The sequence below is a fragment of the Streptomyces sp. PTY087I2 genome, assembly GCF_001687325.1.
Taxonomy (GTDB): Bacteria; Actinomycetota; Actinomycetes; order Streptomycetales; family Streptomycetaceae; genus Streptomyces.
Window position 1 is genome coordinate 111,951 of sequence record NZ_LZRD01000013.1, and the last position, 22,611, is coordinate 134,561.

At 72.7% G+C, this 22,611-nt stretch carries 24 protein-coding genes; 9 read left to right on the forward strand and 15 right to left on the reverse strand.

What is annotated here, in order from left to right; genetic code table 11:
- Window positions 1-11: 11 nt before the first annotated feature.
- The gene (locus A3Q37_RS16565) at window positions 12-401 is read right to left on the reverse strand and encodes an SRPBCC domain-containing protein (RefSeq protein WP_065485070.1); all 390 of its coding nucleotides are present in this window, start codon (window positions 399-401) and stop codon (window positions 12-14) included.
- 23 nt (window positions 402-424) lie between these two features.
- Complete coding sequence (locus A3Q37_RS16570) at window positions 425-1,087, reverse strand: ABATE domain-containing protein (RefSeq protein ID WP_065485072.1); 663 nt, start codon at window positions 1,085-1,087, stop codon at window positions 425-427.
- 22 nt (window positions 1,088-1,109) lie between these two features.
- On the opposite strand from A3Q37_RS16570, the gene A3Q37_RS16575 reads away from it, so the two are divergent.
- A complete protein-coding gene (locus A3Q37_RS16575) occupies window positions 1,110-1,577 on the forward strand; it encodes a VOC family protein (protein WP_065485074.1) in 468 nt (155 codons plus the stop codon).
- Between the two features lie 83 nt (window positions 1,578-1,660).
- On the opposite strand, the gene A3Q37_RS16580 is transcribed toward A3Q37_RS16575, so the two are convergent.
- On the reverse strand, window positions 1,661-2,245 hold the full coding sequence (locus tag A3Q37_RS16580; protein WP_065485076.1) for a TetR/AcrR family transcriptional regulator: 585 nt from the start codon (window positions 2,243-2,245) through the stop codon (window positions 1,661-1,663).
- Window positions 2,246-2,429: 184 nt separating this feature from the next.
- Here A3Q37_RS16580 and A3Q37_RS16585 point away from each other — a divergent pair, with 184 nt between their 5' ends.
- A complete protein-coding gene (locus A3Q37_RS16585; RefSeq protein WP_065485078.1) occupies window positions 2,430-3,434 on the forward strand; it encodes a chlorophyllase in 1,005 nt (334 codons plus the stop codon).
- Between the two features lie 104 nt (window positions 3,435-3,538).
- Here A3Q37_RS16585 and A3Q37_RS16590 read toward each other — a convergent pair whose 3' ends face one another.
- The 3 genes from A3Q37_RS16590 to A3Q37_RS16600 form a co-directional block, all read right to left on the reverse strand.
- A complete protein-coding gene (locus tag A3Q37_RS16590) occupies window positions 3,539-4,675 on the reverse strand; it encodes a hypothetical protein (RefSeq protein ID WP_079137821.1) in 1,137 nt (378 codons plus the stop codon).
- A 187-nt stretch (window positions 4,676-4,862) separates the two neighbouring features.
- Window positions 4,863-5,291 (reverse strand): hypothetical protein, encoded by a 429-nt coding sequence (locus tag A3Q37_RS16595; protein WP_065485080.1) that lies wholly within the window; start codon window positions 5,289-5,291, stop codon window positions 4,863-4,865.
- Window positions 5,292-5,332: 41 nt separating this feature from the next.
- Complete coding sequence (locus A3Q37_RS16600; RefSeq protein ID WP_065485083.1) at window positions 5,333-5,593, reverse strand: hypothetical protein; 261 nt, start codon at window positions 5,591-5,593, stop codon at window positions 5,333-5,335.
- Between the two features lie 107 nt (window positions 5,594-5,700).
- On the opposite strand from A3Q37_RS16600, the gene A3Q37_RS16605 reads away from it, so the two are divergent.
- From A3Q37_RS16605 to A3Q37_RS16625, 5 genes are all read left to right on the forward strand, one after another.
- Window positions 5,701-6,537, forward strand: coding sequence for a helix-turn-helix transcriptional regulator (locus A3Q37_RS16605; RefSeq protein WP_065485085.1), 837 nt, complete (start codon window positions 5,701-5,703; stop codon window positions 6,535-6,537).
- A complete protein-coding gene (locus A3Q37_RS16610) occupies window positions 6,534-6,743 on the forward strand; it encodes a DUF397 domain-containing protein (RefSeq protein ID WP_065485087.1) in 210 nt (69 codons plus the stop codon). The genes A3Q37_RS16605 and A3Q37_RS16610 overlap by 4 nt, the downstream gene beginning before the upstream one ends.
- 128 nt (window positions 6,744-6,871) lie before the next feature.
- On the forward strand, window positions 6,872-7,342 hold the full coding sequence (locus A3Q37_RS16615) for a transposase (protein ID WP_065485088.1): 471 nt from the start codon (window positions 6,872-6,874) through the stop codon (window positions 7,340-7,342).
- 69 nt (window positions 7,343-7,411) lie between these two features.
- Window positions 7,412-8,230, forward strand: a complete 819-nt coding sequence (locus tag A3Q37_RS16620; RefSeq protein ID WP_065485090.1) for an HAD family hydrolase — start codon at window positions 7,412-7,414, stop codon at window positions 8,228-8,230.
- Between the two features lie 174 nt (window positions 8,231-8,404).
- Complete coding sequence (locus A3Q37_RS16625) at window positions 8,405-8,896, forward strand: hypothetical protein (protein WP_107471548.1); 492 nt, start codon at window positions 8,405-8,407, stop codon at window positions 8,894-8,896.
- 45 nt (window positions 8,897-8,941) lie between these two features.
- On the opposite strand, the gene A3Q37_RS16630 is transcribed toward A3Q37_RS16625, so the two are convergent.
- The 3 genes from A3Q37_RS16630 to A3Q37_RS16640 form a co-directional block, all read right to left on the reverse strand.
- The gene (locus A3Q37_RS16630) at window positions 8,942-9,691 is read right to left on the reverse strand and encodes a DUF1838 family protein (protein WP_065485094.1); all 750 of its coding nucleotides are present in this window, start codon (window positions 9,689-9,691) and stop codon (window positions 8,942-8,944) included.
- Between the two features lie 50 nt (window positions 9,692-9,741).
- Window positions 9,742-11,886: a SpoIIE family protein phosphatase gene (locus tag A3Q37_RS16635; RefSeq protein ID WP_065485096.1), complete on the reverse strand. Its 2,145-nt coding sequence runs from the start codon at window positions 11,884-11,886 to the stop codon at window positions 9,742-9,744.
- A gap of 196 nt (window positions 11,887-12,082) precedes the next feature.
- Complete coding sequence (locus A3Q37_RS16640; RefSeq protein ID WP_065485098.1) at window positions 12,083-12,808, reverse strand: carbon-nitrogen hydrolase family protein; 726 nt, start codon at window positions 12,806-12,808, stop codon at window positions 12,083-12,085.
- Between the two features lie 152 nt (window positions 12,809-12,960).
- Here A3Q37_RS16640 and A3Q37_RS16645 point away from each other — a divergent pair, with 152 nt between their 5' ends.
- On the forward strand, window positions 12,961-14,223 hold the full coding sequence (locus A3Q37_RS16645) for a serine/threonine-protein kinase (RefSeq protein ID WP_079137822.1): 1,263 nt from the start codon (window positions 12,961-12,963) through the stop codon (window positions 14,221-14,223).
- Window positions 14,224-14,234: 11 nt separating this feature from the next.
- Here A3Q37_RS16645 and A3Q37_RS16650 read toward each other — a convergent pair whose 3' ends face one another.
- The 6 genes from A3Q37_RS16650 to A3Q37_RS16675 form a co-directional block, all read right to left on the reverse strand.
- A complete protein-coding gene (locus A3Q37_RS16650) occupies window positions 14,235-15,284 on the reverse strand; it encodes a hypothetical protein (protein ID WP_255311832.1) in 1,050 nt (349 codons plus the stop codon).
- 99 nt (window positions 15,285-15,383) lie between these two features.
- Complete coding sequence (locus A3Q37_RS16655) at window positions 15,384-15,974, reverse strand: TetR/AcrR family transcriptional regulator (protein WP_065485108.1); 591 nt, start codon at window positions 15,972-15,974, stop codon at window positions 15,384-15,386.
- A 251-nt stretch (window positions 15,975-16,225) separates the two neighbouring features.
- Window positions 16,226-17,266 carry an ABC transporter permease gene (locus A3Q37_RS16660; protein ID WP_079137823.1) on the reverse strand — a complete coding sequence of 347 codons (1,041 nt, stop codon included), beginning with the start codon at window positions 17,264-17,266 and terminating at the stop codon, window positions 16,226-16,228.
- A complete protein-coding gene (locus A3Q37_RS16665) occupies window positions 17,253-18,284 on the reverse strand; it encodes an ABC transporter ATP-binding protein (RefSeq protein WP_065485111.1) in 1,032 nt (343 codons plus the stop codon). The genes A3Q37_RS16660 and A3Q37_RS16665 overlap by 14 nt, the downstream gene beginning before the upstream one ends.
- A 127-nt stretch (window positions 18,285-18,411) precedes the next feature.
- The gene (locus A3Q37_RS16670; protein ID WP_065485114.1) at window positions 18,412-19,674 is read right to left on the reverse strand and encodes a DUF2092 domain-containing protein; all 1,263 of its coding nucleotides are present in this window, start codon (window positions 19,672-19,674) and stop codon (window positions 18,412-18,414) included.
- A 206-nt stretch (window positions 19,675-19,880) separates the two neighbouring features.
- Window positions 19,881-20,891 (reverse strand): polyprenyl synthetase family protein, encoded by a 1,011-nt coding sequence (locus A3Q37_RS16675; protein WP_065485116.1) that lies wholly within the window; start codon window positions 20,889-20,891, stop codon window positions 19,881-19,883.
- Between the two features lie 159 nt (window positions 20,892-21,050).
- Here A3Q37_RS16675 and A3Q37_RS16680 point away from each other — a divergent pair, with 159 nt between their 5' ends.
- The gene (locus A3Q37_RS16680; RefSeq protein ID WP_065485118.1) at window positions 21,051-22,550 is read left to right on the forward strand and encodes a peptide MFS transporter; all 1,500 of its coding nucleotides are present in this window, start codon (window positions 21,051-21,053) and stop codon (window positions 22,548-22,550) included.
- Window positions 22,551-22,611: the final 61 nt, after the last annotated feature.

The following is a 22,611-nucleotide window of genomic DNA, read 5'->3' on the forward strand; positions in this document are numbered from 1 at the left end:
CAGGTCGGTCCTCAGGTCAGCTCGGCCTCGATCCGGTCCATCACGTTCTTCCAGTGCGTACGCCGCTCCTCGCGCTCCTCCGCGCTCGCCAGGCGCTCCTGGTGGAAGCGCAGCACGGTCCGGTCCTCGGAGCTGCCGGGCGTCACGGCCACCTGGACGGTGGAGGTCCCGTGGGTGAGGCGGATCCGGTCGCCGGGGCGGTAGCTGCGGATCTCGCCCTCGATTCCGTCCGCCGTACGGTACGGAGCGCCCTTCTCCGTGGGCAGCGGGCCGTCGAGGCCGAGCCAGAGCGCGGCGCCCTCCGGTCCGGAGACGAAGTCCCACACGGCGGCCAGCGGTCGGCGGACGGTCCGGGAGACGCCGATCTCCCAGCCTGCGTCCTGTGTCAGTCCGGTCGGCATGGCAGGTACTCCTTCAGTCGGTTTCAGTCGGTGTCGGAGATCGTGAGCCGCGCGCGGTGGGCGCGGACCTTGTGCCGGTTGCCGCAGCGCTCCATCGAGCACCAGCGGCGCTTGCCGGGGCGTGAGGTGTCCACGAACACCAGGCGGCAGTCGTGCGCGCCGCAGGTGCGGATGCGGTGGGCGTACGCCCCGGTGAACAGGTCGATCGCGTCGCGGGCGACGGTGGACAGCAGCCCGGTCCCGGTGCCGCCGGGCGTCCACGACCGCTCGCCGCCCAGGGTCAGCCGGGACGTCAACGACGGCCGGGCCGCCGCGTCGTTGAGGATGGCGAGGTCGTCCGGGGCCGGAGGCTCTTCCCGCACCCAGCTCTCCGTAATCCGCCAGAGCGCATCGCGCAGCGCCCGCGCGTCCGCCACCTCCGCCGCGCTCACGACAAGCCCCTCACCGGAGTCGGCCCCGGAACCGGAATCGGAACCCAACCCGCCGCCGAGCCCGCCCGGCAGCCGGCTCTCCTCCGCCCAGCGCACCAGATCGGCCGGCTCGTGCAGCACCTCGAAGTACGACAGCGGGCCCGGCCCACCGGTCGGCAGCAGCTCCAGACACAGCGCGCCCGGATCGAACCGGAACGAACTGCCGTCCGGATGCCGCAGCAGCAGCCCCGGCGTGTTGGTTGCCTTTCCGCTCATGTAACCACTATAAACGGTTTCCATGACACAGACACCGGCACAGCCCCTGTCCTGGAAACTCGTGATCGACAGCGCCGACCCGCACGCGCAGGCCGGATTCTGGGCGGCGGCCCTGGGCTATCTCGTCGAGGACAACAGCCCGCTGGTCGAGCAGCTGCTCGCGGCCGGAGCCGTGCCCGAGGCCATCACGACCCACGCCCACGGCCGCCGAGCCTGGCTCGACCTGGCGGCGGCCCGGCACCCGGGCGACCCGTACGACGAGGTCAGCGGTACGGGACAGGGGCGGCGGCTGCTGTTCCAGCGGGTGCCGGAGCCGAAGACGGTGAAGAACCGCCTCCACATCGACGTGCACTCCGCCCCGGGTCAGCGCGACGCGGAGGCGGAGCGGCTGACGGCGCTGGGCGCGCGGGCCGTGCGCACGGTCGACGAGCAGGGCGGAAGCTGGATCATCATGACGGACCCCGAGGGCAACGAGTTCTGCCTGAACTGAACCCGCCACCCCAGGGCCGGTCGCCACCCCAGGGCCGGTCGCCACCCCCAGGACCGGTCGTCGAACCAGGGCCGGTCGTCGAATTACCGCCGCAGCCCGCGCAGCAGCAGCTCCACCAGCCTGCGCGGGTCGTACTGCGGATCGTCGTCCCGCCCCACGCAGAGGTTCCCGACCCCTCGCATCAGCTCGTACGGCCGGACGCCGGGCCGCACCTCTTCCGCCGCGACCGCCGCGTCGAGCAACTGCCCGCAGACGGGCACCAGCCGGTCGAGGAAGTAGGCGTGCAGCGCCTCGAAGCCGCCGCTGTCCGAGCGCAGCGCGTCGGCGAGCCCGTGCTTCGTGACCAGGAAGTCGACGAAGAGGTCCACCCACTTCTCCAGCGCGGCGAACGGGGACTCCTCCCCGGCCAGCAGCACCGGGCCCGCCTCGGCGCAGGCCTCGACCTGGTGGCGGTAGACGGCCACCACCAGGTCCGCCCGGGTCGGGAAGTGCCGGTAGATCGTGCCCATGCCAACGCCGGCCTTCTTGGCGATCTCGCGGATCGGCGCGTCGACCCCCGAGGCCACGAAGACCTCGGCGGCGGCGGCCAGCAGCGTCTGCTGGTTGCGTACCGCGTCGGCCCTCCTGGGTCGGGCCGACGCCCCTCCGGCTTCATCGGCAGCAGCCACCGCACACCCCTCTCCTCGCCCGCTCCGCCGCCACGCGCGGTGAGCCGTTGACAAAGCGGAACAGTGCTCCGTATCGTAAATGGAACAACGCTCCGCTTCACTCTAGCCGAAGCCGGACGCTTCCACTCCCCTGCCCCGCCGCCGTTCGGCCCCGTGGCAGGGGCCCCCGGAAGGAACCTTCCCCATGAGCACGTCGACGCCCCGCGCAGCGGCTGCCTTCGGGCCTGCCTCCCCCGTCCTGTCCGTCGCCCCGGTGACCCTGCCCACCCCCGACCGGGCCGTGGACCTGCAAGTCCGCGTCTCCGTACCCCTGACCGGCGAGGGGGCACCCCTGACCGACGGGGGAACGCCTCCGTCCGGGAGCGGTCTTCCGGTCATCCTGCTCTCGCACGGCCAGGGCTTCTCGAACAACCTCTCCTCGCTCAACGGCTACGCACCACTCGTCAGCCTCTGGGCGGCGCACGGGTTCGCCGTGATCCAGCCGACCCACCTCAGCTCGACCACGCTGAACCTGCCGCCCGACACCCCCGGCGCACCCATGCACTGGCGCTCCCGGGCCGAGGACATATCGCGCGTCATCGACCGGCTCGACGAGATCGAGGCGGCGGTGCCCGGGCTCGCCGGCCGCATGGACCGGGACCGGATCGCCGTCGCCGGGCACTCCATGGGCGCGCACACGGCGAGCCTCCTGCTGGGCGCACGCCTCGTCGATCCGGACGACGGTACGGAGGTGGACCTGGCCGATTCCCGGATCGGCGCGGGCGTCCTGCTGGCCGGACCCGGCCGGGGCGGCGACGCCATCGTGCCGACCATGGCCGAGATGCTGCCCTTCCTCACGACCACGGACTTCTCCCGGATGACGGCACCCACACTCGTGGTCGCCGGCGAGAAGGACGAGTCGGCCCATCTGACGGTCCGGGGCCCGGCCTGGCACACCGACCCCTACACCCTCTCCCCCGGACCCAAGACCCTGCTCACCCTCTTCGGCGCGGAGCACGGGCTCGGCGGGATCTCCGGATACGACGTCGCCGAGACGACCGACGAGGACCCGGCGCGCGTGGCCGCCCTCGCGCGGCTCAGCTGGGCCTATCTGCGCAGCCGACTGTACGCGGACGACACCGCCTGGCAGTCGGCCCGCGAGGCGCTGACGTCGGGCCCGGACGCGTTGGGACGGGTCGAGTCGAAGTAGGGCGACGGCGACGGCACAAAGCGCCGACCAAGGCCCCGGCCCCGGCCCCAGAAAAGGAACCCGGGGCCGGGGCCGGGACAGGAACCCGAGGCCACCGCCCGGGATCACCCCTGCTCGCAGCTGCGGCAGACGCCACGGCGGCGCAGGTAGTACAGATAGGTGGCGGCGCCCAGCGCGGCACCCCACACCACCCAGAGGATCGCGGGCCCCGTGATGCCCCACGAGGCGGCCTCGAAGCCGCGCACCGCCATCAGGCCGCCCGGAATGAGCACCACCGCGACGAGCCCGGCCGGGACGACGGCGGTCGCCGGATGGATCGTCCGCCCCTTCTTCCACCACACCCAGCGCGGCCACACCTCACCCCACCCGGCGATCAGCCCGTGCGTCAGCAGGCTGCCCAGGGTCGACACCACTCCCAGCGCGAGCCCGATCTCCAGCATGTTCGGCGTGTCCCGCATCTCCTCCAGGAACGCGTCCGTGATGCCGAGCGGCACGTCGAAGTACCAGGCGATGCGGGTGATGTCGTACGGGAGGGTCGACAGCACGGCCAGCCAGACCGCCCGGCGCCCCCAGACGCGCAGCCTGACGGGGTCCGTCCGCCGCCCCGATCCGTGCGGGGCCCGCCCGCAGTGGACGCATCGCCCGCTGGTGCGCCGCTGGTACGCGAGCGTCGCGGCGACCCAGAGCAGCCCGCCGACGAAGACGATCATCAGGTTCCCGCGGTGCCAGTACAGGATGTCGCCCATGCCCTGCGGCCCCGGCACCCCGGTGAAGGCGAACACGAGCAGCACCGGCGAGAACGCCAGCAGGCCGAGCAGCGAGTAGTCGGGGATCAGGAGGGCCAGCGAGATGCCCGCCACCCACCCGTAGCCGAGCAGGACTGTGCGGACCCGGCCGGTCCCGAGCCGCTTCAGCATCAACAGCCCGGCGGCGACGCCGAGTGCGCAGAACACGGCCAGCACCGGAGCGACCACCTCGGCCCGGCTCGGCTCCAGGATCGACCCCGACGAACGGTCCTCGTGGACCCGCTCGAAGGGGTAACCGTCGCCGCCCAGGGCCCAGTACAGCGCCGCCGCCCCGTAGAGCACCGACCACACGACCGCCAGACGCACGGCCAGGTCCGGCCACCGGGACCACCACCGGCGCCAGCGGCGGGACACGACGTTCGGCGCGGCCCTCCCGGAGGCGTCCGAGGCCTCGGAGGGCGTATCGGCGGACGTTTCGGTGACGATGTCAGGCATGACGAACTCCCCCTGATCTCGCGGCATCTGCCGTCGGAAGATCAAGGCTGCCGGGCAGGGGCTCCTCCGCACATCTGCCGATCGGCAGACAGCAGCGACGAAGGACGGCCGGGCGACCTCCCCGACGGCAGATGCGTCGTCACGACCGACGGCAGATGCGTCGTCACGGCCCACGGCAGATGCGTCGTCACGCCCCTCCGCCGTCCCGGTCGCGCCGTACGTCCTCCCGGATCCGCTCCGCCATCAGATCGGCGAGCGGATCCGTCACGTCCCAGGAGTGCGCGGCCGGGTGCCGGTCGTACAGCACGCAGGCGTCGCCGTCCTTGACGGACAGCCGGTGGATGACGGCCGGGCACGGGAACAGTTCCGTGAAGCGGAACTTCCGGCGTCCGCCGGCCTCGCTCCAGAACATCCACAGGTCGCGCCCGCCGGAAACCGACACCGACGGGAGCTGGGCCGCGTGCTCGACCCCCTCCTCGTGCTCGCCGAGTTCGCACAGCAGGAACTCGTCCAGTTCGGGGGCTTCCGTCGCCTCGCCGGGCTCGTCCTCCAGGCCCATGAGCGCGACCCGCGCGCCCATCTCGGGGAGTTCGGTGAAGGCGGTGCACTGCAGCATGGCTCTCATCCTTGCCGGTGAGGGTGGGGGATGGCGGTCGTTCACAGAACCTCGCCCCGGCTGCGGGCGTTGAGCCGGGCGGTCCTGGCCCGGAGTTGCTCTATGAGGAGCGCGGGCCGGACCCGGTGCGGCTCGGCCTCCCACTCGGCCCCGCCGCCCACGGGCCGCAGCGACCAGTAGGGGCCGGCGACCCCACGGAACTCGCCCACGCGGTCGCCGTGACCGGTGTCCACCATGAGCGCGCCGAGGGCCGGGAGTTCGGGAGGGTCCTGCGCATTCGGGCACGCGTTCTCGCCGTACACCTATCGCTCCTCTCTGTAGCCGAACGACTACCGGGGCGATTCAGCGTGACCTACCGTGAGGAGTCATTCAACTTGCCTATTCGGCACGGAAGATCGGGGCGGGGTCCGTGAACGTCAAGGAATTGAACCCGGAAAGCTCCGCGCAAGCGGCCTACGGTGCACGTCTGCGCGACTTACGGGAGAAGCGCGGCTGGACACAGGAGGGGCTGGGGGACCGCAACGGCTACTCCAGCACGCACATCTCATCTGTGGAAACTGGTCGCAAACTTGCGACCTTGCGCTTTTCGCGTAGTACGGACCGGGCGCTGGGGCTCACCGGGACCGAGGCGTCGTTCGAGCGCGAGCTGGGCCAGATCAAGCACGGCAGCCTGCTGGAGGGCTTCCCGGAGTTCCTGGGTTACGAGCGCCGGGCGGCGGAGATCCGGCTGTACGAGGTCGGCGTCATCCCGGGCCTGCTCCAGACCCCGGAGTACGCGACGGTCCTGGCCGACAGCGTCGTCCGGCGGCAGGTGATCACCGCGGACCAGGCCCAGGAGCGCGTCGCCCTGGTCGCGGAACGCCAGGCGGCCCTGGTCCGCGAGAAGCCGCCGCTGGTCTTCGCGCTGCTGGACGAGAGCTGCCTGCTCCGACCGGTCGGCGGACCGGAGGTCATGCGGGCACAGATGGACCGGCTCATCGAGTTCGCCGAGCAGCCCAACACCGTGATCCAGGTAGTGCCGTTCTCCATGGGAGAGCACCGCCCGTTCAGCCTTCCGCTCTACATCCTGACCATGCCCGACCGCTCGCTCATGTCGTACGCGGAGTCGGCGCAGCAGGGCTATCTGGAGCGGGAAAGTGGCTCGGTGGTGCAGCATCTGACGGCCTACCATCAGATGCAGGCGCTCGCTCCCTCCCAGGCCGCGTCCGTTGACATGTTCAGGCAGTTGCGAAAGGGCTTCCAGTGACAACCGAGACCCCCCGTTGGTTCACGTCCTCCTACAGCGAAAACGGCGGTGCGTGCGTCGAGGTCGCCACCAACCTCGCCGCCCCGCACGGCATCGTCCCCGTCCGCGACTCCAAGAACGTGAACGGCCCGGCCCTCACCGTCCCCGCCGCCGCGTTCAGCGCCTTCGTCGCGGGCGTCCGATCCGGAGACCTCGGCGCCGCCTGAGTCACGCGCGCCGCACGAGCAACAGCCCCACCACGGAGGCGCGGTGGGGCTTCACTCTTGCCCTCAACCGCACTTGAGGTCCTACGGTCGCCGTAAGGCACCTACGACCGATCGAGGGAGCACCCGCCATGCCCGATCAGCAGCAGCTCAGCGACGCCGAACTCGCCGCGCAGCCCGCCGCCTACTGGACCGGGGTCGCCTACGAGGCGCTGATCGCGTACACGCGGGAGCGGCAGGCCGAAAAGGGGTACACCCAGCCCCAGTTCTGGCTGCTGCGCAACCTCTCGGCCGCCGACATATCGCCCGACGGAGCAGGCATGACCCTTCCCGAGCTTCAGCACGCCATGGCCTCGTACATCCGGCCCGAGGACGACCTCGCGGTCGAGGCAGAGGCGCTCGTACGGCGGGGCTGGCTGCGGCGGGACGCGGACGGGCGGCTGTGGATCACGGAGGAGGGGGAGCAGGCGCGCCTCGACCTCAAGCGCAACGCTCCCGCGATCCGCGCCGCGCTCCACGAGGGCATCGCCGACGCCGACTACGTCACCACGGTGAAAGTGCTGCAACAGCTCATCCGCAACGCCGGCGGGACGGCCGCCTGACAGCGGCCCTTTTAGCCGATCCACCCCTGGCGCGCAAGCGGCCGTTCGGGTCCTCCTAGGCTAGGGACCATGCCCACGCCCCCCGCATATGCCCTCGTCGCCACGGACCTGGACGGCACCCTGCTGCGCCCCGACGACACCGTCAGCGCCCGGTCCCGCGCAGCGCTCGCCCTCGCCGCCTCCGCGGGCGCCCGGCATCTGATCGTCACCGGGCGGCCCGTCCCGGGGATACGGACGCTGCTCGCGGACCTCGCGTACAGCGGGCTCGTCGTCTGCGGGCAGGGCACCCAGCTCTACGACGCGGACGCCGGGCGGCTGCTGCGCTCGGCCGTCCTGGACCGGGAGGCCGCCGACACCGCGCTCGGCAAGATCGAAGCGGAGGTCGGGGCCGTGTTCGCCGCCGTGGACCAGGACGGCATGGACGGGGCGACCCTGATCGAGGCCGGCTACCGGATGCCGAATCCGACGCTGGCCGCCCAACGCGTCGGCTCCCGCGAGGCGTTGTGGGAGCGGCCCGTGATCAAGGTGCTGGTACGCCACCCGGAGCTGGGCGACGACGCGCTGGCCGCCGCCGCGCGCGGGGCCGTGGGCGATCTGGCGACGGTGACCATGGCGGGGCCCGGCACGGTGGAGCTGGCTCCGCGCGGGGTGGACAAGGGCACGGGTCTCGCGGCGGCGGCCGAGCTGCTGGGCATCGGGGCCGAGCGGACCGTCGCGTTCGGCGACATGCCCAACGACCTGCCGATGTTCGCCGGTTCGGGCCTCCGGGTGGCCATGGGCAACGCCCACCCGGAGCTGCTCGCGGCGGCCGACGAGGTGACCCTGACGAACGCGGAGGACGGGGTCGCGGTGGTCCTGGAGCGGCTGTTCGGCGCCAGCCACGGCTAGCCCCCACCCCGGACCCCGGTTTGGTCTAGACCAAGACGGGTAGGCTGCGGTCGCCCGCGCGGCGACCCCACCGTCGCGCGTGGCGCTTGACATGCACCTGCCCTCCTCTTCCGTAAAGGCAGGCGGGCGGACCCCCCACGGACCCACCGAGGAGTCGTCGTGAAGCGCAAGAGGATGTCGGCCGTCGTGACCCTGCTCGCCACCGGCCTCGCCGTGTCCCCGGCCGTCGCCGCCCCCACCACGGCCGAGGCCAAGGCCCGCGTCGGCGCCGACTGGGCGAAGCAGTCGATCACCTTCACCGCCGCCCCGGGGCAGGTCAACGACCTCCACGTGGTCCCGATGGACCAGGGCGACGGCGTCCGGCGGATCGGCTTCCGGGATTCCGTTCCGCTCCAGCCCGGGGACCACTGCGCGTACCTGGAACCGGGCGTCGAGACGTACGTCGTCTGCGAACTGCCCACCGACAGCGCCCGGCCGGACCGGATCGACGTCTTCCTCGGCGACGGCGACGACGAGATCGCCACCAGCGACCCCGGGGTCGCCACCGTCAGCGGCGGCCCCGGTGACGACATGCTGCACGGCGAGGCGGGCGACGACGTGATCGTCGGCGGCTCCGGAAAGGACACGGTCGAGGGCGGCCCGGGCCGGAACATCACGCTCCCCTGAGCATCCCCAGGAGCAGCCCTGGGGCAGACCTGGGGGGGCAACCCCCTACCCCTGCGGCGGGTTGAGCCTGCGGAAGTAGGTCCAGCTCGTCTCGTTCGGCTCGCTCCACCGCTCCGGGGCGTGCGCGAACTCCGGGTGGTGGTCGGCGATGTAGGCCCGGGTGCGCTCGGGGACCTCCGTGTACGCGCCGAGCTTGCGGCCCCGGCAGTGGAAGGTGAGACCGCCGGGCCGCTGCCCCCGGGCCATCCACGGCAGCCACGGGGACATCCGGCTCCACGACATCGTGGCCGGAACGCTGGGGTCCGGGCCCGCCAGGTCGGCGCGGTCCGCGAAGAACTGGAAGAGTTCCAGGGCCTTGTAGGTGTCCCCCGCCGAGTGCAGCGGGTAGTCGGCCACCGGCAGCGGCGACGGGTAGGCGAGCGGGATCTCCAGGCTGAAGCAGACCTGGTCCCCGAGGTCGGTCGTCGGGATCGGGAAGGGACGCCACTTCTGGTTGGCCGGGTCGTTCCAGACGTGCACCACCGGCAGGTCCTGCCAGGTCTCCAGGATCTCGCGGCTCACGGGATCCAGGTAGAACGCGGCCTCGCGGGTGAGCAGTTGGTACGCGTCGGGACCGGCCTCCACGTCCTGGACCAAGCGGGCGACGTTGAGGCCCTCGAAGCCGAAGAGCCGCTGGTAGGGCTCGTCGGGGGCCCAGGAGTAGACGTCTCCGGACCACCAGTACGTGACCTCCTCGCCGTCGAGAGAGGCGCGGGTGCGGGCGAAGGAGCGGAGCAGTTCCGCGGGGGTCGTCATGGGGACCACTCTGCGCGATCGGCGGACGCGGCGGCCACGATCGGCGCGATTCAGCCGGCAGGAGCTGCCGGGCCGTCCGGCGGACCGCCCGGCAGCTCCTGCTCGGTCCACAGCACCTTGCCGTCCGGCCCGTGGCGCGCTCCCCAGTGGGAGGCGAGGCGGGAGACGATGAACAGGCCCCGGCCGCCCTCGTCGACGGTCCGGGCGTGCCGCAGATGCGGGGAGGCCGTGGAGCCGTCATGGACCTCGCAGGTGAGCGTGGAGTCCAGCAGAAGGCGCAGCCGCAGCGGCGGTGTGCCGTACCGGACCGCATTGGTGACGAGCTCGCTGACGATCAGCTCGGTCGCGTCCACGGTGTCCTCGTCCAGGCCCCAGCCCTGGAGCCGGTCACGGACGAGCACCCGGGCGGTGGCGGGCGTCGTGGCCTCGTCGGCGAGGTCCCAGGTGGCGACGAGGTGGTCGGAGACCGTACCCGTACGGGCCAGGAGCAGAGCGGCGCCGGCGGCGCGGGTGTCGTCCGGCAGCGCGTACACGATGTCGTCGCCGAGCTGCTGGAGGCTGCGGCCCGGCCGGGCGAGGGTCTCGGTGATGCGTTCGGCGGCGCGGTCGCCGGAGAGCAGCTCGGCCGTGCAGAACGCCAGGAGGCTGCCCTCCTCCAGGGTCACGACGGCGGGCGCGAAGAGGGCGCTGTCGGCGGAGAACAGCCCGGGCCCCTCCGGTACGTCGAGGGGGACCGCCCGTCCGTCGGGGCCGACGATCAGCGGGGCGGGGTGCCCGGCGCGGGCGACGGTGCAGGTGCGGGTGAACGGGTCGTACACGCCGTAGACGCAGCCCGCGCTGAGGGGTTCGCCGTGGAGGCCGTCGGCCGGGGGCAGGGACGCGCGTTCGTGGGCGAGGCGGTCGGCGGTGTCCTTCAGCCGGGCGAGGACTTCCTCCGGCTCCAGGTCGAGTCCCGCCAGCGCCTGGATGACCGTACGCAACTGGCCCATGGCGACGGCCGACTGGAGGCCCTCGCCCGCGACGCCGCCGACGACGAGCGCCGTACGGGCGCCGGACAGGGCGATGGTGTCGAACCAGCAGCCGCTGTCCCGGCCGGGCAGCAGGACGTGCGCGGTGTCGACGGCCGCCTGCTGCCGCTCGGTCTGCGGGAGGAGGCGGCGTTGCACAGTGGAGGCGATGACGTGCTCGCGCTCGTAGCGGCGGGCGTTGTCGATGGCGAGGGCGGCGCGGGTGGCCGCCGTGACGGCCACGGAGACGTCGTCCTCGTCGAAGGGCTCGGCCGCCCCGCAGCGGTAGACGCTGACCAGCCCGAGGACCGCGCCCCGCAGCGAGAGGGGCACGACGATCAGGGAGTGCGCGCTGCTCTCCGCGACGGCGTGCGCCCCGTCCGGGTCGGTGCCGAGCCACGGGGTGTCGGGCCCGAGCGGGACGAGCCGGGCCCGCAGGTCGGCGGCGGCGAGCGCGTACGGCGTACGGGCGGGGAGGTGGCGGGTCGTGCCCGCCGCCCGCCCCCGGTCACCGCTCCCGCTCTCCGCCGCCTCCCGGACCGCGTCGCAGACCCCGCTCGCGGCGCGGCGCAGCGGGGTTCCGGGCGGCATCGGGCCCACCGGCGGCTCGGCGCCGCGCAGGACCTCGTCCACCACCTCCACGACGGCGAGGTCGGCGAATCCGGGCGCGAGGGCGTCGGCGAAGGCACGGCAGGTGGCGGCGACGTCGAGGGAGCCGCCGACCGCGTCCCGCACGGCGGTGAGCGCCGCTTCCCTGGCCCGGGCCCGCTCCCGCTCGGTCACGTCGACGACCGCGACCACCAGGCCGAGGGCGGGGGCGTCGGGGCCGCCCGGGCCGTGCAGGCGGTACAAGGACGTCAGGAACTGCCGGTCACCGGAGATCCGGCGCAGCCGGCCCCGCACGAGGTGGTCGCGCACCGGACCGTCACCGGCCAGCACCCGCTTCATGAGCTGCTCGGAGCCGTCCGGGTCGTCCATCCGGAAGACCTCGCTGAACGGGCGGCCGACGTACTCCCCGGTCCCCACGCCCTCGACGAGGGAGTTGGCGCGTACGAGCCTGAGCTGCGGGTCGAGCACGACGAGCCCGACGGCCGACTGGGCGAACAGCGCCGCGAGAAGTGCCTCGTCGAACCCTCCCCCCGGCCCCGCGGCCCGCCGGGGCCCGGCCGGGGTCTCGCTGTCCGCCACGGCTCCACCCGCCCTCCGCCTCCGGCACGCCGGAGTACCGGTTCCGGCCCGCGCCGAACCAGCATCACCCGCCGCACGGGCCCCGGCCACCGGTGGGCGGCAGGGGTGTGACGGGGGCGGGAGTCACCTTTCCCGGCGGGTCATGGTCATCTCTCTGCGGATGATGATCATCCGTACGGCCGGGTACGGGTGATCATCATCCGTACCCGGCCGTGACCACCATCGGCGTACGGTCGTCCGCCTCGGCCGCGAGGCCGCCGCCCGGGGACCAGATCGCGGCCCGGCCGCAGCCGGTCCAGGGCCCGGAAGGCCCCACGTGGTTCGCGAGGGCGACGAGCAGGCCGGTGGTCTCGGCGATGCGCGGGTAGAGGGCCGCACGCTCCCGGATGCCGTCCCCCGTCCCGTACAGCGCGGAAGCGAGGTAGACGTGGCAGCCGTCCGCCGTAGCCCGCGCGGCCAGGTCCGGGAAGTGGCTGTCGTAACAGGTGGCCAGGGCGAACCGGACGCCCCCGAGCTCGAACCGTCCGTCCCCGTCGCCGGGGGCGAACAGGGAGTGCTCCTGCTCGTAGAGGTGCTGCTTGAGGTAGGTGGTGACCAGGTCGCCGTCGGGGCCGTACACGAAGGTGCCGATGGCGGGACGGGCCCCTGGGCCGCCACCGGTCACCGCGGCGTTGACGACCACGGCGATCCCGCTACGACGGGCGCAGGACCGGAGGGCGTCCAGCCGTGCGTCGTCCGCGTCCACCAGGAGGCCGGGATCGTCGGCGAGCGCCCCGAGTTCGTAGCCGGTGAGGGCCAGTTCCGGGAGCAGCAGCAGGTCGGCCCCCTGGTCCCGGGCCTGTTCGGCGAGGGCGGCCGCCTGCCGGACGTTGGCGGGGATGTCCGCCGGAACACACGTGAGCTGGGCTGCGGCGATCTTCATGCGCCGAGCGTGCCACAGCCCCGGTCGACGGTGACCGGCGTGCCCTGGCTGCCGGGGCATACCTCGGCTTCCGTCCGGGTCTCCCCCGGGCCTCCACCCGGAGCCCTCCCCGGCCTGCGTCATACTGATCCGCCGGAGCACAGGGGGGCGGCGTGAATCTGCCGGAACGTATCGGTAGCTACATCGTGGAGCGGGAGTTGGGCTCCGGCGGGATGGGAACCGTCTATCTGGCGCGTTCCCGTGGCGGGCGGTCGGTGGCCGTCAAGGTGGCCCGCCCGGAGCTCGCGGGCGACCCGCACTTCCGGGAGCGGTTCCGGGCCGAGGTCGCCGCCGCGCGGAGTGTGGGCGGCTTCCACACCGCCCCCGTGGTGGACGCGGACCCGGACGCGGCGGCGCCCTGGCTGGCCACGGCGTACATTCCCGGGCCCACCCTCTCCGCGCTCCTGGAGGCCGAGGGGCCGATGGACGAGGCGCGGCTGCGGCAGCTCGGCGCGGCGCTGGCCGAGGCGCTGGCGGCGATCCACGGCTGCGGTCTGGTGCACCGCGACCTGAAGCCCGGCAACATCATCATGGCGCCGGACGGCCCCCGGGTCCTGGACTTCGGCATCGCGCGGGCGCTGGAGTCGACCCGGCTGACGGCGACCGGTACGGCCTTCGGCACCCCGGGGTTCCTGGCGCCGGAGCAGGCCCAGGGGCAGGAGGTCGACGGGGCCGCCGACGTGTTCGCGCTGGGCGCGGTGCTCGTCGCGGCGGCGGGCGGCAGCGCGTTCGGGGCGGGTACGCCGATGGGGCTGATGTACCGGTCGGTGCACGAGCCGCCGGACCTGGACGCCGTGCCGGAGGGGCTGCGGCCGGTCCTCGCGGCGTGCCTGGCCAAGGCCCCGGAGGAGCGGCCGACACCGGCGGGCCTGCTGGACCTGTTCGTCCCGGACGCGGTGCCTTCCCCGCCCGCGGCGGCGTACGCGCCGACCGTCGCGGCGGTTCCGCCGCCGCCACCGTCGTACGCCCCGTACAACGCCTTCCAGCCGCCGCACCAGCAGCAGCCCCCGCACCAGACCCCGCCCAGCAGCCCGTTGCCGTACCCGGCCCCGTCCGACTACCTCCTGCCCCACCAGATCCCGGCCGGCGGCGCACCGGACGACGGCGCCGACCTCTCGTTCGTGGCGGTCGGCCCGGGGAGCTCCCTCCTGATCGACTCCGCGGGCGTCACGCTGGGCCCGGAGGGCGCGGAGACGCATTACACCTGGGCCGAGATCCGCACCGTGGCGTACGCGGCCGAGGGCCCCAAGCACCTCGGGGTCGTCGTCCACCTGCACCACGGCACGGCCCACCCGTGCGTCATCGCCGCCCGCAGGAAGTCCCGCCTCCAGGAGTGGCTACAGGACCTGCCGCTGATCCTGGAGTGCTTCCTGTAGCGGGCGGGCGGTCAGGCGGGACGCGTCCGTAGCCAGTACGAGCGGGCCGCGACGGCCAGGGCGACGCCGTAGACCGCGAAGGCGGTGAGCCCGATCCAGGCGACCAGCAGCGCGTCGCCCTCGGACGGGAAGTCGCCGCGCCCCATCGTCACCGCGCCGCCCGTGGCCAGGGCCAGGTAGCCGATCCCGACGACGCCGTACGGGGCCAGCGTGGCGGCACCGAGCAGCGCCGGGGCGAGCGGGAGCAGGCGCGGTACGCGTCGGCCGCGGAGGAACGGCGTCCAGCGCGGGAAGACCTGACCCCAGGGGCGGACCAGCCCCCACAGCAGGAACACGCCGAGCAGGGCCAGCAGGGCGGTCGGGTCCAGGCCCCGGGACTCCAGGGTGAGGAAAATCCCCGATGCGCCGTTCCGCTCCGAGACCGCGAGCATCTCCTCGCCGGTGACCCCCGCGAACGTGCCGCCGATCGCCCAGTACGTCTTCATCGCGGCGTACGGGAGAAACGCCAGCGTGCCCGTCCAGGCGGCGAGTTGGACGGGCCTCGGCGCGGAGGCCGGTGACCGTACGGCGGAACCGGCTGAACCGAAGGGATTGGAGGGGCCGGAGGGCAGGCGGTCGGAGCGGGCGGTCGCCGCGAGCAGAACGGAACCGGCCGCCGCCAGGGCCCTGTTCGCGGCGGATGCCGGGCTGTCCACGCCCTGGCCTGCCATCAGCGTGATCACGTCCATCAGCAGGCCGAACGCGATGACCCCGGTCAGCCCGCAGGCCGACAGGAGCAGCACCCGCAGGGCCGGCCGCAGCCCGTACCGCACCACGGCCCCGCTGATCAGAGCCATCGGCACTCCCACCGCCACGACCGCCCAGGCCGGCCCGGAGCCCTCCGCGTCACCGCCGAGGTGGGGCAGAGGGGTCCCGCTCAGCACACACACCAGGCCGAAGCCGGCGTACGCCACCGCCCACACCGGCGTCGCCCACACCAACGTCGCCCGGCCCCGCTGTCCGGCACGGAAGCGCACGTCACCAGTGCTGATGCCCCGCGTACTCATGTCACGCGTACTCATGTACCGAACGTCGCATCGGCCGCGGCAGAGCGGCATCCACCGCCGGGCCGATCCCCCTCCCCCGCGCGGGGGAGCGCCCCCGCGCGATCCGGAACGGCCTCAGTACCCCGGCGCGCGCAGCGACCGCAGGACGTGGTCCACCAGTGCGGCGATCGTCTCCTCGTCCTGGACCGGCTTGCGCAGCACATGGCGGTAGTAGACGGGGCCGTACAGCATCTCCACCGCCAGCGGAAGGTCCGCACCGGGCGGGATCTGGCCCTGTTCCTGGGCGCTGCGGAGCCGGCCGATCGCTTCCTCGACGCGCGGGTCGACCAGCTGTTCCCGCAGCTGCTGGGCCAGGAGGTCGTCGTGGTGCAGCTCGGAGAGGATGCCCGCGTAGGCGGGGCCGAACGGCGGGACCGAGAGCAGATTCACCGCGCCGGCGACGTGCGAGCGCAGATCGGCGCCGATGTCGCCGGTGTCCACGAACGGGGTGGCGTCGATCAGGGCATCCGTGAACGCCTCCAGCAGGACCGCTCCTTTTGATGGCCACCAGCGGTAGATCGTCTTCTTCGAGACCCCCGCGTCGGCCGCGATGGCCTCTATCGTGACGTGCCCGTACCCCCGCTCCGTACAGAGGTCGAGGGCGGACCGCAGGATCGCGCGGCGTGATCGTTCGCTACGGCGCACACTGCTCGGCGATGTGATCATTCGGTGAGCATAGGGGGGTTCCAGCCAATCTCTTGTTGACATCTCGTCGCCAAAGACCGCACCATACCCAGGCGGAAACGGAACGTACCGTGTCGTGTCGTTCCCGTTGTCCGCACCGTTCGTGCCGTTCGTGCCGCGACGAGCCGATCGGGGGACGGCTCGCCCGGCCGACGGCGCGTGCGGACCCCGACGATCCGATCCAGCCAGGCCGCCTTGCCCCCTCTCCGGGGCGCCGTTCACCGGGGCGCTTCTTACGCCGTGATGTCCTTGGCCGTGAAGCGGGCCCAGGCCGCCGAGCCGAACACCGCGACGTACAGCCCCTGCAACTGGAAGTTCTTGCTCAGGTCGTCCCAGTGGACCGGTTCCCGCAGGACGTCCGCGAACGACATCCAGTAGTGCGCGAACAGATACGGGTGCACACCGCTCAGCTGCGGAATGCTGTCCAGGATCTGCGCCGTGATCAGCAGCCCGACCGTGGCCGCCATCGCCCCGATCCCACTGCCGGTCAGCGTCGAGACGAACAGCCCGAGCGCGGCGAACCCGGTCAGCGACACCGCGACGACCAGCACCGCCCGCACCAGCCCCTCGCCGAAACCGATCCGGGTCCCCGAGATCGTGGTGACATCCCCCACCGGGAACAGCAGCGCACCCACCGCCAGCGCCGACACCGCCACGACCAGCGTCGCGACCAGGCAGAAGACGAGGACGGAGGCGTACTTCACGAGCAGCAGCCGGGTCCGGCCCGCCGGGGCGACCAGCAGATAGCGCAGGGTGCCGCCGCTCGCCTCGCCCGCGATCGCGTCGCCCGCGACGACGCCGACGGCCATCGGCAGGAAGACCGGCAGCGTCGCGGCGAGGGCGGCGAAGACCAGGAAGAAGCCGTTGTTGGTGACCTGGGCGAGGAAGGCCGGGCCCGCCCCGCCGTCCGTACCGCCCTCCCCGCCACCGCCGCCGCCCGTCTGCATCCGGACCGCGATCCCGATGAGTACGGGGACGGCGGCGAGGACGGCGAGCAGGGCGTAGGTGCGGTGGCGGCGCAGCAGGGTGGTGATCTCGGAGCGGAGGAGACCCAGCGTCCACAGCGGGTTACGGGGGCGGAGCCCCGCGCTCCCCGGAGGTGTGGCCTTCTCTGCCCGCGACCTCTCAACCTGCGCGCCCTCGGCCTGCGACCTCTCAACCTGCGAGTTCTCGGCCCGCCGCCTCTCAACCTGCGAGTTCTCGGCCTGCGAGCTCTCAGTCTGCGACCTGTCAGCCCGCGACCTCTCAGCCTGCGACCTCTCAGCCTGCGACATCGAATCCCTCTCCCGTGAGTGCGACGAAGGCGTCCTCCAGCGAACCCCGCTCGACGCCGAAGAACCTCACCCGCACCCCGCCGCCCACCAGCGCCGCGTTGAGGTCGGCGAGGTCCACGGCGGCGGGCGGGGCGTCGGCGGTCAGCCGGTCGCCGTCGGCGCTCAGGCCGGTGAGCCCGTGCTCCTTGAGGATGCGGGCGGCGTCCCCGGGGTCGGGGGTGGTGACGGCGAGCCGGCCCCGGGCGCTCGCGGCGAGGTCGGCGACCGGGCCCTGGACGATCAGCCGACCCCGGGCCATCACCGCCGCATGCGTGCAGACCTGCTCGATCTCGTCCAGGAGGTGGGAGGAGAGGAACACCGTGGTGCCCTCCGCCGCCAGCTCCCGGACCAGCGACCGGATCTCGCGCATGCCCTGCGGGTCCAGGCCGTTGGTCGGCTCGTCCAGGACCAGCAGCCGGCGCGGCCGGAGCAGGGCGGCGGCGAGGCCGAGGCGCTGCTTCATACCGAGCGAGTACGCCTTGGCCTTCTTCCCGGAGGCGGCGGCGAGCCCGACCCGCTCCAGGGCCGTCCCGACACGGGCCCGGCGGGTGCGCGGGTCGGCGGTCGGGTCGGCCCGGTCGTACCGCAGGAGGTTGTCCCGGCCGTTCAGGAACCCGTACAGCGCGGGCCCCTCGATCAGCGCGCCGACCTCCGGCAGCACCGTACGGGCGGCCTCCGGCATCGGGCGGCCGAGCACCTCGGCGGTGCCGGACGTCGGGTCGATGAGGCCCATCAGCATCCGGATCGTCGTGGTCTTCCCGGAGCCGTTGGGGCCGAGGAAGCCGAAGACGCTGCCGGCCGGCACGGTCAGGTCGAGGCCGTCCACGGCGAGCTGGCCGCCCCGGTAACGCTTGGTCAGGCCGCGGGTGCGGATGACCGGGGCGCCGGCGGCCGCGTCATCCGCACCCGCGGCCTGCACGGCCCGTGCCCGCGCGTCCTTCGCCGCCGCGTCCTCGGCCTCGGCCGCTGTGTCCGTCATGACGGTCGCACCTCTCCGTGAGCGCGGGTCAGTAAGCGCAGTTCAGCAAGCACGGGGGCCGCCGCGGCCTCCACGCGGGTGCGCGGAGGTCGCGGCGGCCGGGTGTCCAGGTGCCCCTGGAAACGTTCTACTTCGCGGCGGCGTCGGCGGCACGCACCAGCGCGTCCTTCGTCACCGCTCCGACGTACACCGAGCCGTCGTCCGTCAGCAGGGCGTTGACCAGGCGCGTCTTGAAGACCGTGCCCGAGCCGAACTTCCCGGTGACCTTGTCGCCGAGCGCGTCGAGGAAGCCCTGCGCCTCGGCCGGGATGTCACCCGAGCCCGCCTCGGGGAGGCCCTTGCCGTCGGGGGACTTGATCTCGGCGATCGAGGTCCAGCCCTTCCCGATGACGTTGAAGCCGCCCTCGCCCGCGAGGCCGTCCAACTCGGCCAGCTGTCCGGGCAGCGCCTTCTGCATCGCGCCGCGCTCGTCCTTGCCGGTTTCCAGCTCGTCGGCCTCGGTCACCTTGGCGCCCTTGGGCGGGGTGAAGGAGAACGTGGACGCGGCGGGCTTCGAGAAGTCGACCTTGGTGAACCCGGCGTCAACCACGGCCTTGCCGCCGCCCGCCGCGGACAGGGTGAACTTCAGCGGTACGCCGTTCTCGGCGTCCACGGCGATCCGGACCGAGCCGATCGTCGAGCCGGACTGCTTCGGCTTGATCAGCAGCTGGTACGCGTCCCGCCCGGCGACCTGCGCCGTGCCGTCCACGGTCACCGAGGTGGTGTCCCCGGCCGCCGCGAGCGCCTGCTCGGCGAAGTCCTTCGGGGTGGCCGGAGCGCCCTCGGGAGCCTTCGGGGCCTTCTCCGCGTGGCCGCCGCCGTCCCGGCCCTCGGGCGCCTCGGCGTGGTAGACCTCGTCCGACTTGCTGTCGTACGCCCAGATCTCGCCCTGGTTGTGGATGACGCTGTACTCGGACGCGTTCCCGAGGATGGAGAGCTTCTGCCGCTCCGGGCCGTCGGCGGCGACGCGCAGCGTGTGCGTGCCGGACGTCAGCTCCATGAGCTTGTCCTGCGGGGCCGCCGCGCCGCCGTCCTTGTCCCCGCCCCGGCTCTCGCCGCCCGGTACGAGTGAGCCCGCGAGGCCGTCGAGAGGCAGACCCAGGTCCGTGCTGATCTTGAACGTGCCGGAGAGCCGCTCCTCGTCGGATGCGGCGATCTTCTCGATGAGTTCCTGTGCGCTGATCTTCGGCAGGTCCGGGTCGCCCGAGTTCGCGAGCGCCGGGACGAGTCCGATGGTCGCGGCCGCCACCCCCGCGACCGCGACGGGGACGATGTAGCGCGCCGCCTTCCGGCGGCCCACGGCGGTGCCCGTGGCCTCGCCGGTGGTCTCTGCGCTGTCGTTCGGTGCCATGGTGTGCCCTACCTCCGTGGTCGGCGGCTTCCGTTGATAACCATCTGACCAAATCGGGCGGTTCGAAGCGTCAGCCCCCGGAATCAACTCCGCCTACTGCTCCGGTATGACAACCGGAGGGGGCGTGTACGCCATCCCGTAGGGGTGGGGCACCCGGTGACACCGCGTCAATCAGCGACGGGCATATGCGGGCGGCAGGCACGGCCTCAGCCCGCGCGGTGCACCACCGCGTCGCACAGCTCCTCCAGCGCGGCCTTCGCATACCCCTCGGGCAGCGGGGCGAGCGTGGCGCGCGCCTCCTGGGCGTAGCGCACGGTGTCCTGGCGGGCCTGCTCCAGCGCCGGGTGGGCGCGCAGCCGGCGCAGCACCTCGGCCAGGGCGTCGTCGCTGCTCAGGTCGCCGTCGAGCAGTTCCACGAGCTCCAGGTCGTCGGGCTTGCCGTCGGCCGCCGCCTGGGCGCGCAGCCGCAGGACCGGGAGCGTCGCGATGCCCTCGCGCAGGTCGGTGCCGGGGGTCTTGCCGGACTCGTGGGAGTCGGAGGCGATGTCGAGGACGTCGTCGGCGAGCTGGAAGGCGATGCCGAGCCGTTCCCCGTACTGGGTGAGGACGTCCACGGTCCGCTCGTCGGCGCCGGACATCATCGCCCCGAACCGGCCGGAGACGGCGACCAGCGAACCGGTCTTGCCGCTGAGCACGTCGAGGTAGTGGTCGACCGGGTCGCGGCCGTCGCGCGGGCCCGCGGTCTCCAGGATCTGGCCGGTGACGAGCCGTTCGAAGGCCTCCGCCTGGATGCGGACGGCCTCGGGGCCGAGGTCGGCCAGGATGTGGGAGGCGCGGGCGAAGAGGAAGTCGCCGGTGAGGACGGCGACCGAGTTGCCCCAGCGGGTGTTGGCGCTGGGCACCCCGCGCCGCACGTCGGCCTCGTCCATCACGTCGTCGTGGTACAGCGTGGCCAGGTGGGTCAGCTCGACGACGACGGCCGCGGGGACGACTCCCGGCGCGTCGGGGTCCCCGAACTGTGACGCGAGCATGACCAGCAAGGGACGGAACCTCTTGCCACCGGCGCGCACCAGGTGCTGCGCGGCGTCCGTGATGAAGGGGACGTCGCTCTTGGTGGCTTCGAGCAGCCCTGCCTCGACAGCGGCCAGGCCCGACTGGACATCGGCCTCAAGAGCCTGGTCCCGCACGTGCAGTCCGAACGGCCCGACGACGGTCACGGGGACATCTCCTGTCTGCTGACGATCACACTCAATGTCGATGTGTCGCTGTCTCTCCTTGCAACTTCAGCGTATCCGGTCCGCTATGGATCACCGTGGGCGGCTTCCCATCACCGCCGGTATGTTCGTGATCAGCTCATACGATCAGGAGTCTCCGTTTTGTCCCACAGCACCGCCGCCACCGAGCCGGCCCAGCCCCCGCCCGAGGACGACCACGCCTTCTTCGGTCAGCCTCGGGGGCTGATGACCCTCTCCGGCCTGGAGGTCTGGGAACGGTTCTCGTTCCTGGGCATGCAGGCGATCCTGGTGCTGTTCTTCGCCGACACCGTGGCGAACGGCGGCATGGCGATGGACCCCGGCACGGCCGCCTCCGTCGCCGCCGCCTACGGGACGCTGGTCTATCTGGTCTCCGTGGCGGGCGGCTGGCTGGCCGACCGGATCCTCGGCTCGTACCGGGCCGTGCTCTACGGCGGCATCCTCATCGCCTGCGGCCACTACTCCATGGCCGTCCCCACCGACGCGATGACCTGGGTGGGCCTCGGCCTGATCAGCGCCGGAACGGGCCTGCTCAAGCCCAATGTGGCCGCCATGGTCGGCAAGCTCTACCGCACCGACGACGAACGGCGCGACGCCGGCTTCGCCCTCTACTACATGGGCATCAACATCGGCGCGTTCGCCGGACCGCTGATCACCGGCTGGCTCGGCGAGCACTGGAGCTGGCACTGGGGTTTCTCGGCCGCCGCGGTCGGCATGACCTTCGGTCTGATCCAGTACGTCGCGGGCCGCCGTCACCTGGCCGGGCGTAAGCACGCGGCCGAATTCGCGCTGGCCCCCGACGCGATGCGCCGCGCGGTCCGGCTCATCGTCGGCGGGGCGGTCGTGGTCGCCCTCGTCGCCACCGCGCTGGCCCTGGCGGGCTGGCTGACGATGGACCGGTTCGTCGATGTGCTCACCGTCATCTCGGTGATCGCCCCGGTCGTCTACTTCGTGGTGATGTTCCGCTCCCCCCGGGTCACCGCCGAGGAACGCGGCAGGCTCCGCCCGTACGTCGTCCTCTTCCTCGGGTCCGTCGTCTTCAACTTCATCCTCTTCCAGGCGTACTCGACGATGATGCTCCTCGCGTCGACCAACGCCCGGACCGAGATCCTCGGCTTCACCTTCCCGGCCAGCTGGTACGCCTCCGCGCTCGGCGCCTTCGAGGTGGCGCTCGCCCCGGTCGTCGCCGCCGTCTGGGCCCGGATGGGCACCCGCCAGCCGCACGCCTCCAACAAGATCGCGTTCGGCGTGATCCTCGGCGGGCTCTCCTTCCTCCTGATGGTCCTGCCGACCTCCGGGCACGCGAGCGACACGTACCGCATGGCGGCCTGGTGGATCGTCGGCTCGTACCTGCTGCTCGGGCTCGGCGACATCCTGCTGGAGACCTCCGGCATGTCCGCCACCACCAAGCTCGCCCCGAAGGCCTTCGCCAGCCAGACGATGGCGCTGTGGTTCCTCTCCCTCGCCCTGGCCAACGGCATCCAGGCCCAGATCGTGAAGCTGTACGGCGAGGTCTCCAACCCCGCGTACTTCGGCGTCAACGGGGCGATCGCGGTGGCGGCCGGTGTGGCGATGATCCTGGCCGCGCCCTGGCTGAAACGCACCATGCACCCCGTCCACTGACCCGTACGCCTCACACACCCCCGCTCCCGCCCACTGCCCCGTACGCCCGCTCGAAGCACCC

What these genes read in the sequence shown, in the direction of transcription:
- A3Q37_RS16620 (WP_065485090.1), top strand. Translation starts at nt 7,412, where the DNA reads ATGCCCACGCCCCCCGCATATGCCCTCGTCGCCACGGACCTGGACGGC.
- A3Q37_RS16575 (WP_065485074.1), top strand. Translation starts at nt 1,110, where the DNA reads ATGACACAGACACCGGCACAGCCCCTGTCCTGGAAACTCGTGATCGAC.
- A3Q37_RS16565 (WP_065485070.1), bottom strand. Translation starts at nt 401, where the DNA reads ATGCCGACCGGACTGACACAGGACGCAGGCTGGGAGATCGGCGTCTCC.
- A3Q37_RS16625 (WP_107471548.1), top strand. Translation starts at nt 8,405, where the DNA reads ATGTCGGCCGTCGTGACCCTGCTCGCCACCGGCCTCGCCGTGTCCCCG.
- A3Q37_RS16665 (WP_065485111.1), bottom strand. Translation starts at nt 18,284, where the DNA reads ATGACGGACACAGCGGCCGAGGCCGAGGACGCGGCGGCGAAGGACGCG.
- A3Q37_RS16590 (WP_079137821.1), bottom strand. Translation starts at nt 4,675, where the DNA reads ATGCCTGACATCGTCACCGAAACGTCCGCCGATACGCCCTCCGAGGCC.
- A3Q37_RS16595 (WP_065485080.1), bottom strand. Translation starts at nt 5,291, where the DNA reads ATGCTGCAGTGCACCGCCTTCACCGAACTCCCCGAGATGGGCGCGCGG.
- A3Q37_RS16630 (WP_065485094.1), bottom strand. Translation starts at nt 9,691, where the DNA reads ATGACGACCCCCGCGGAACTGCTCCGCTCCTTCGCCCGCACCCGCGCC.
- A3Q37_RS16640 (WP_065485098.1), bottom strand. Translation starts at nt 12,808, where the DNA reads ATGAAGATCGCCGCAGCCCAGCTCACGTGTGTTCCGGCGGACATCCCC.
- A3Q37_RS16670 (WP_065485114.1), bottom strand. Translation starts at nt 19,674, where the DNA reads ATGGCACCGAACGACAGCGCAGAGACCACCGGCGAGGCCACGGGCACC.
- A3Q37_RS16570 (WP_065485072.1), bottom strand. Translation starts at nt 1,087, where the DNA reads ATGAGCGGAAAGGCAACCAACACGCCGGGGCTGCTGCTGCGGCATCCG.
- A3Q37_RS16615 (WP_065485088.1), top strand. Translation starts at nt 6,872, where the DNA reads ATGCCCGATCAGCAGCAGCTCAGCGACGCCGAACTCGCCGCGCAGCCC.
- A3Q37_RS16655 (WP_065485108.1), bottom strand. Translation starts at nt 15,974, where the DNA reads ATGATCACATCGCCGAGCAGTGTGCGCCGTAGCGAACGATCACGCCGC.
- A3Q37_RS16660 (WP_079137823.1), bottom strand. Translation starts at nt 17,266, where the DNA reads ATGTCGCAGGCTGAGAGGTCGCAGGCTGAGAGGTCGCGGGCTGACAGG.
- A3Q37_RS16585 (WP_065485078.1), top strand. Translation starts at nt 2,430, where the DNA reads ATGAGCACGTCGACGCCCCGCGCAGCGGCTGCCTTCGGGCCTGCCTCC.
- A3Q37_RS16650 (WP_255311832.1), bottom strand. Translation starts at nt 15,284, where the DNA reads ATGAGTACGCGTGACATGAGTACGCGGGGCATCAGCACTGGTGACGTG.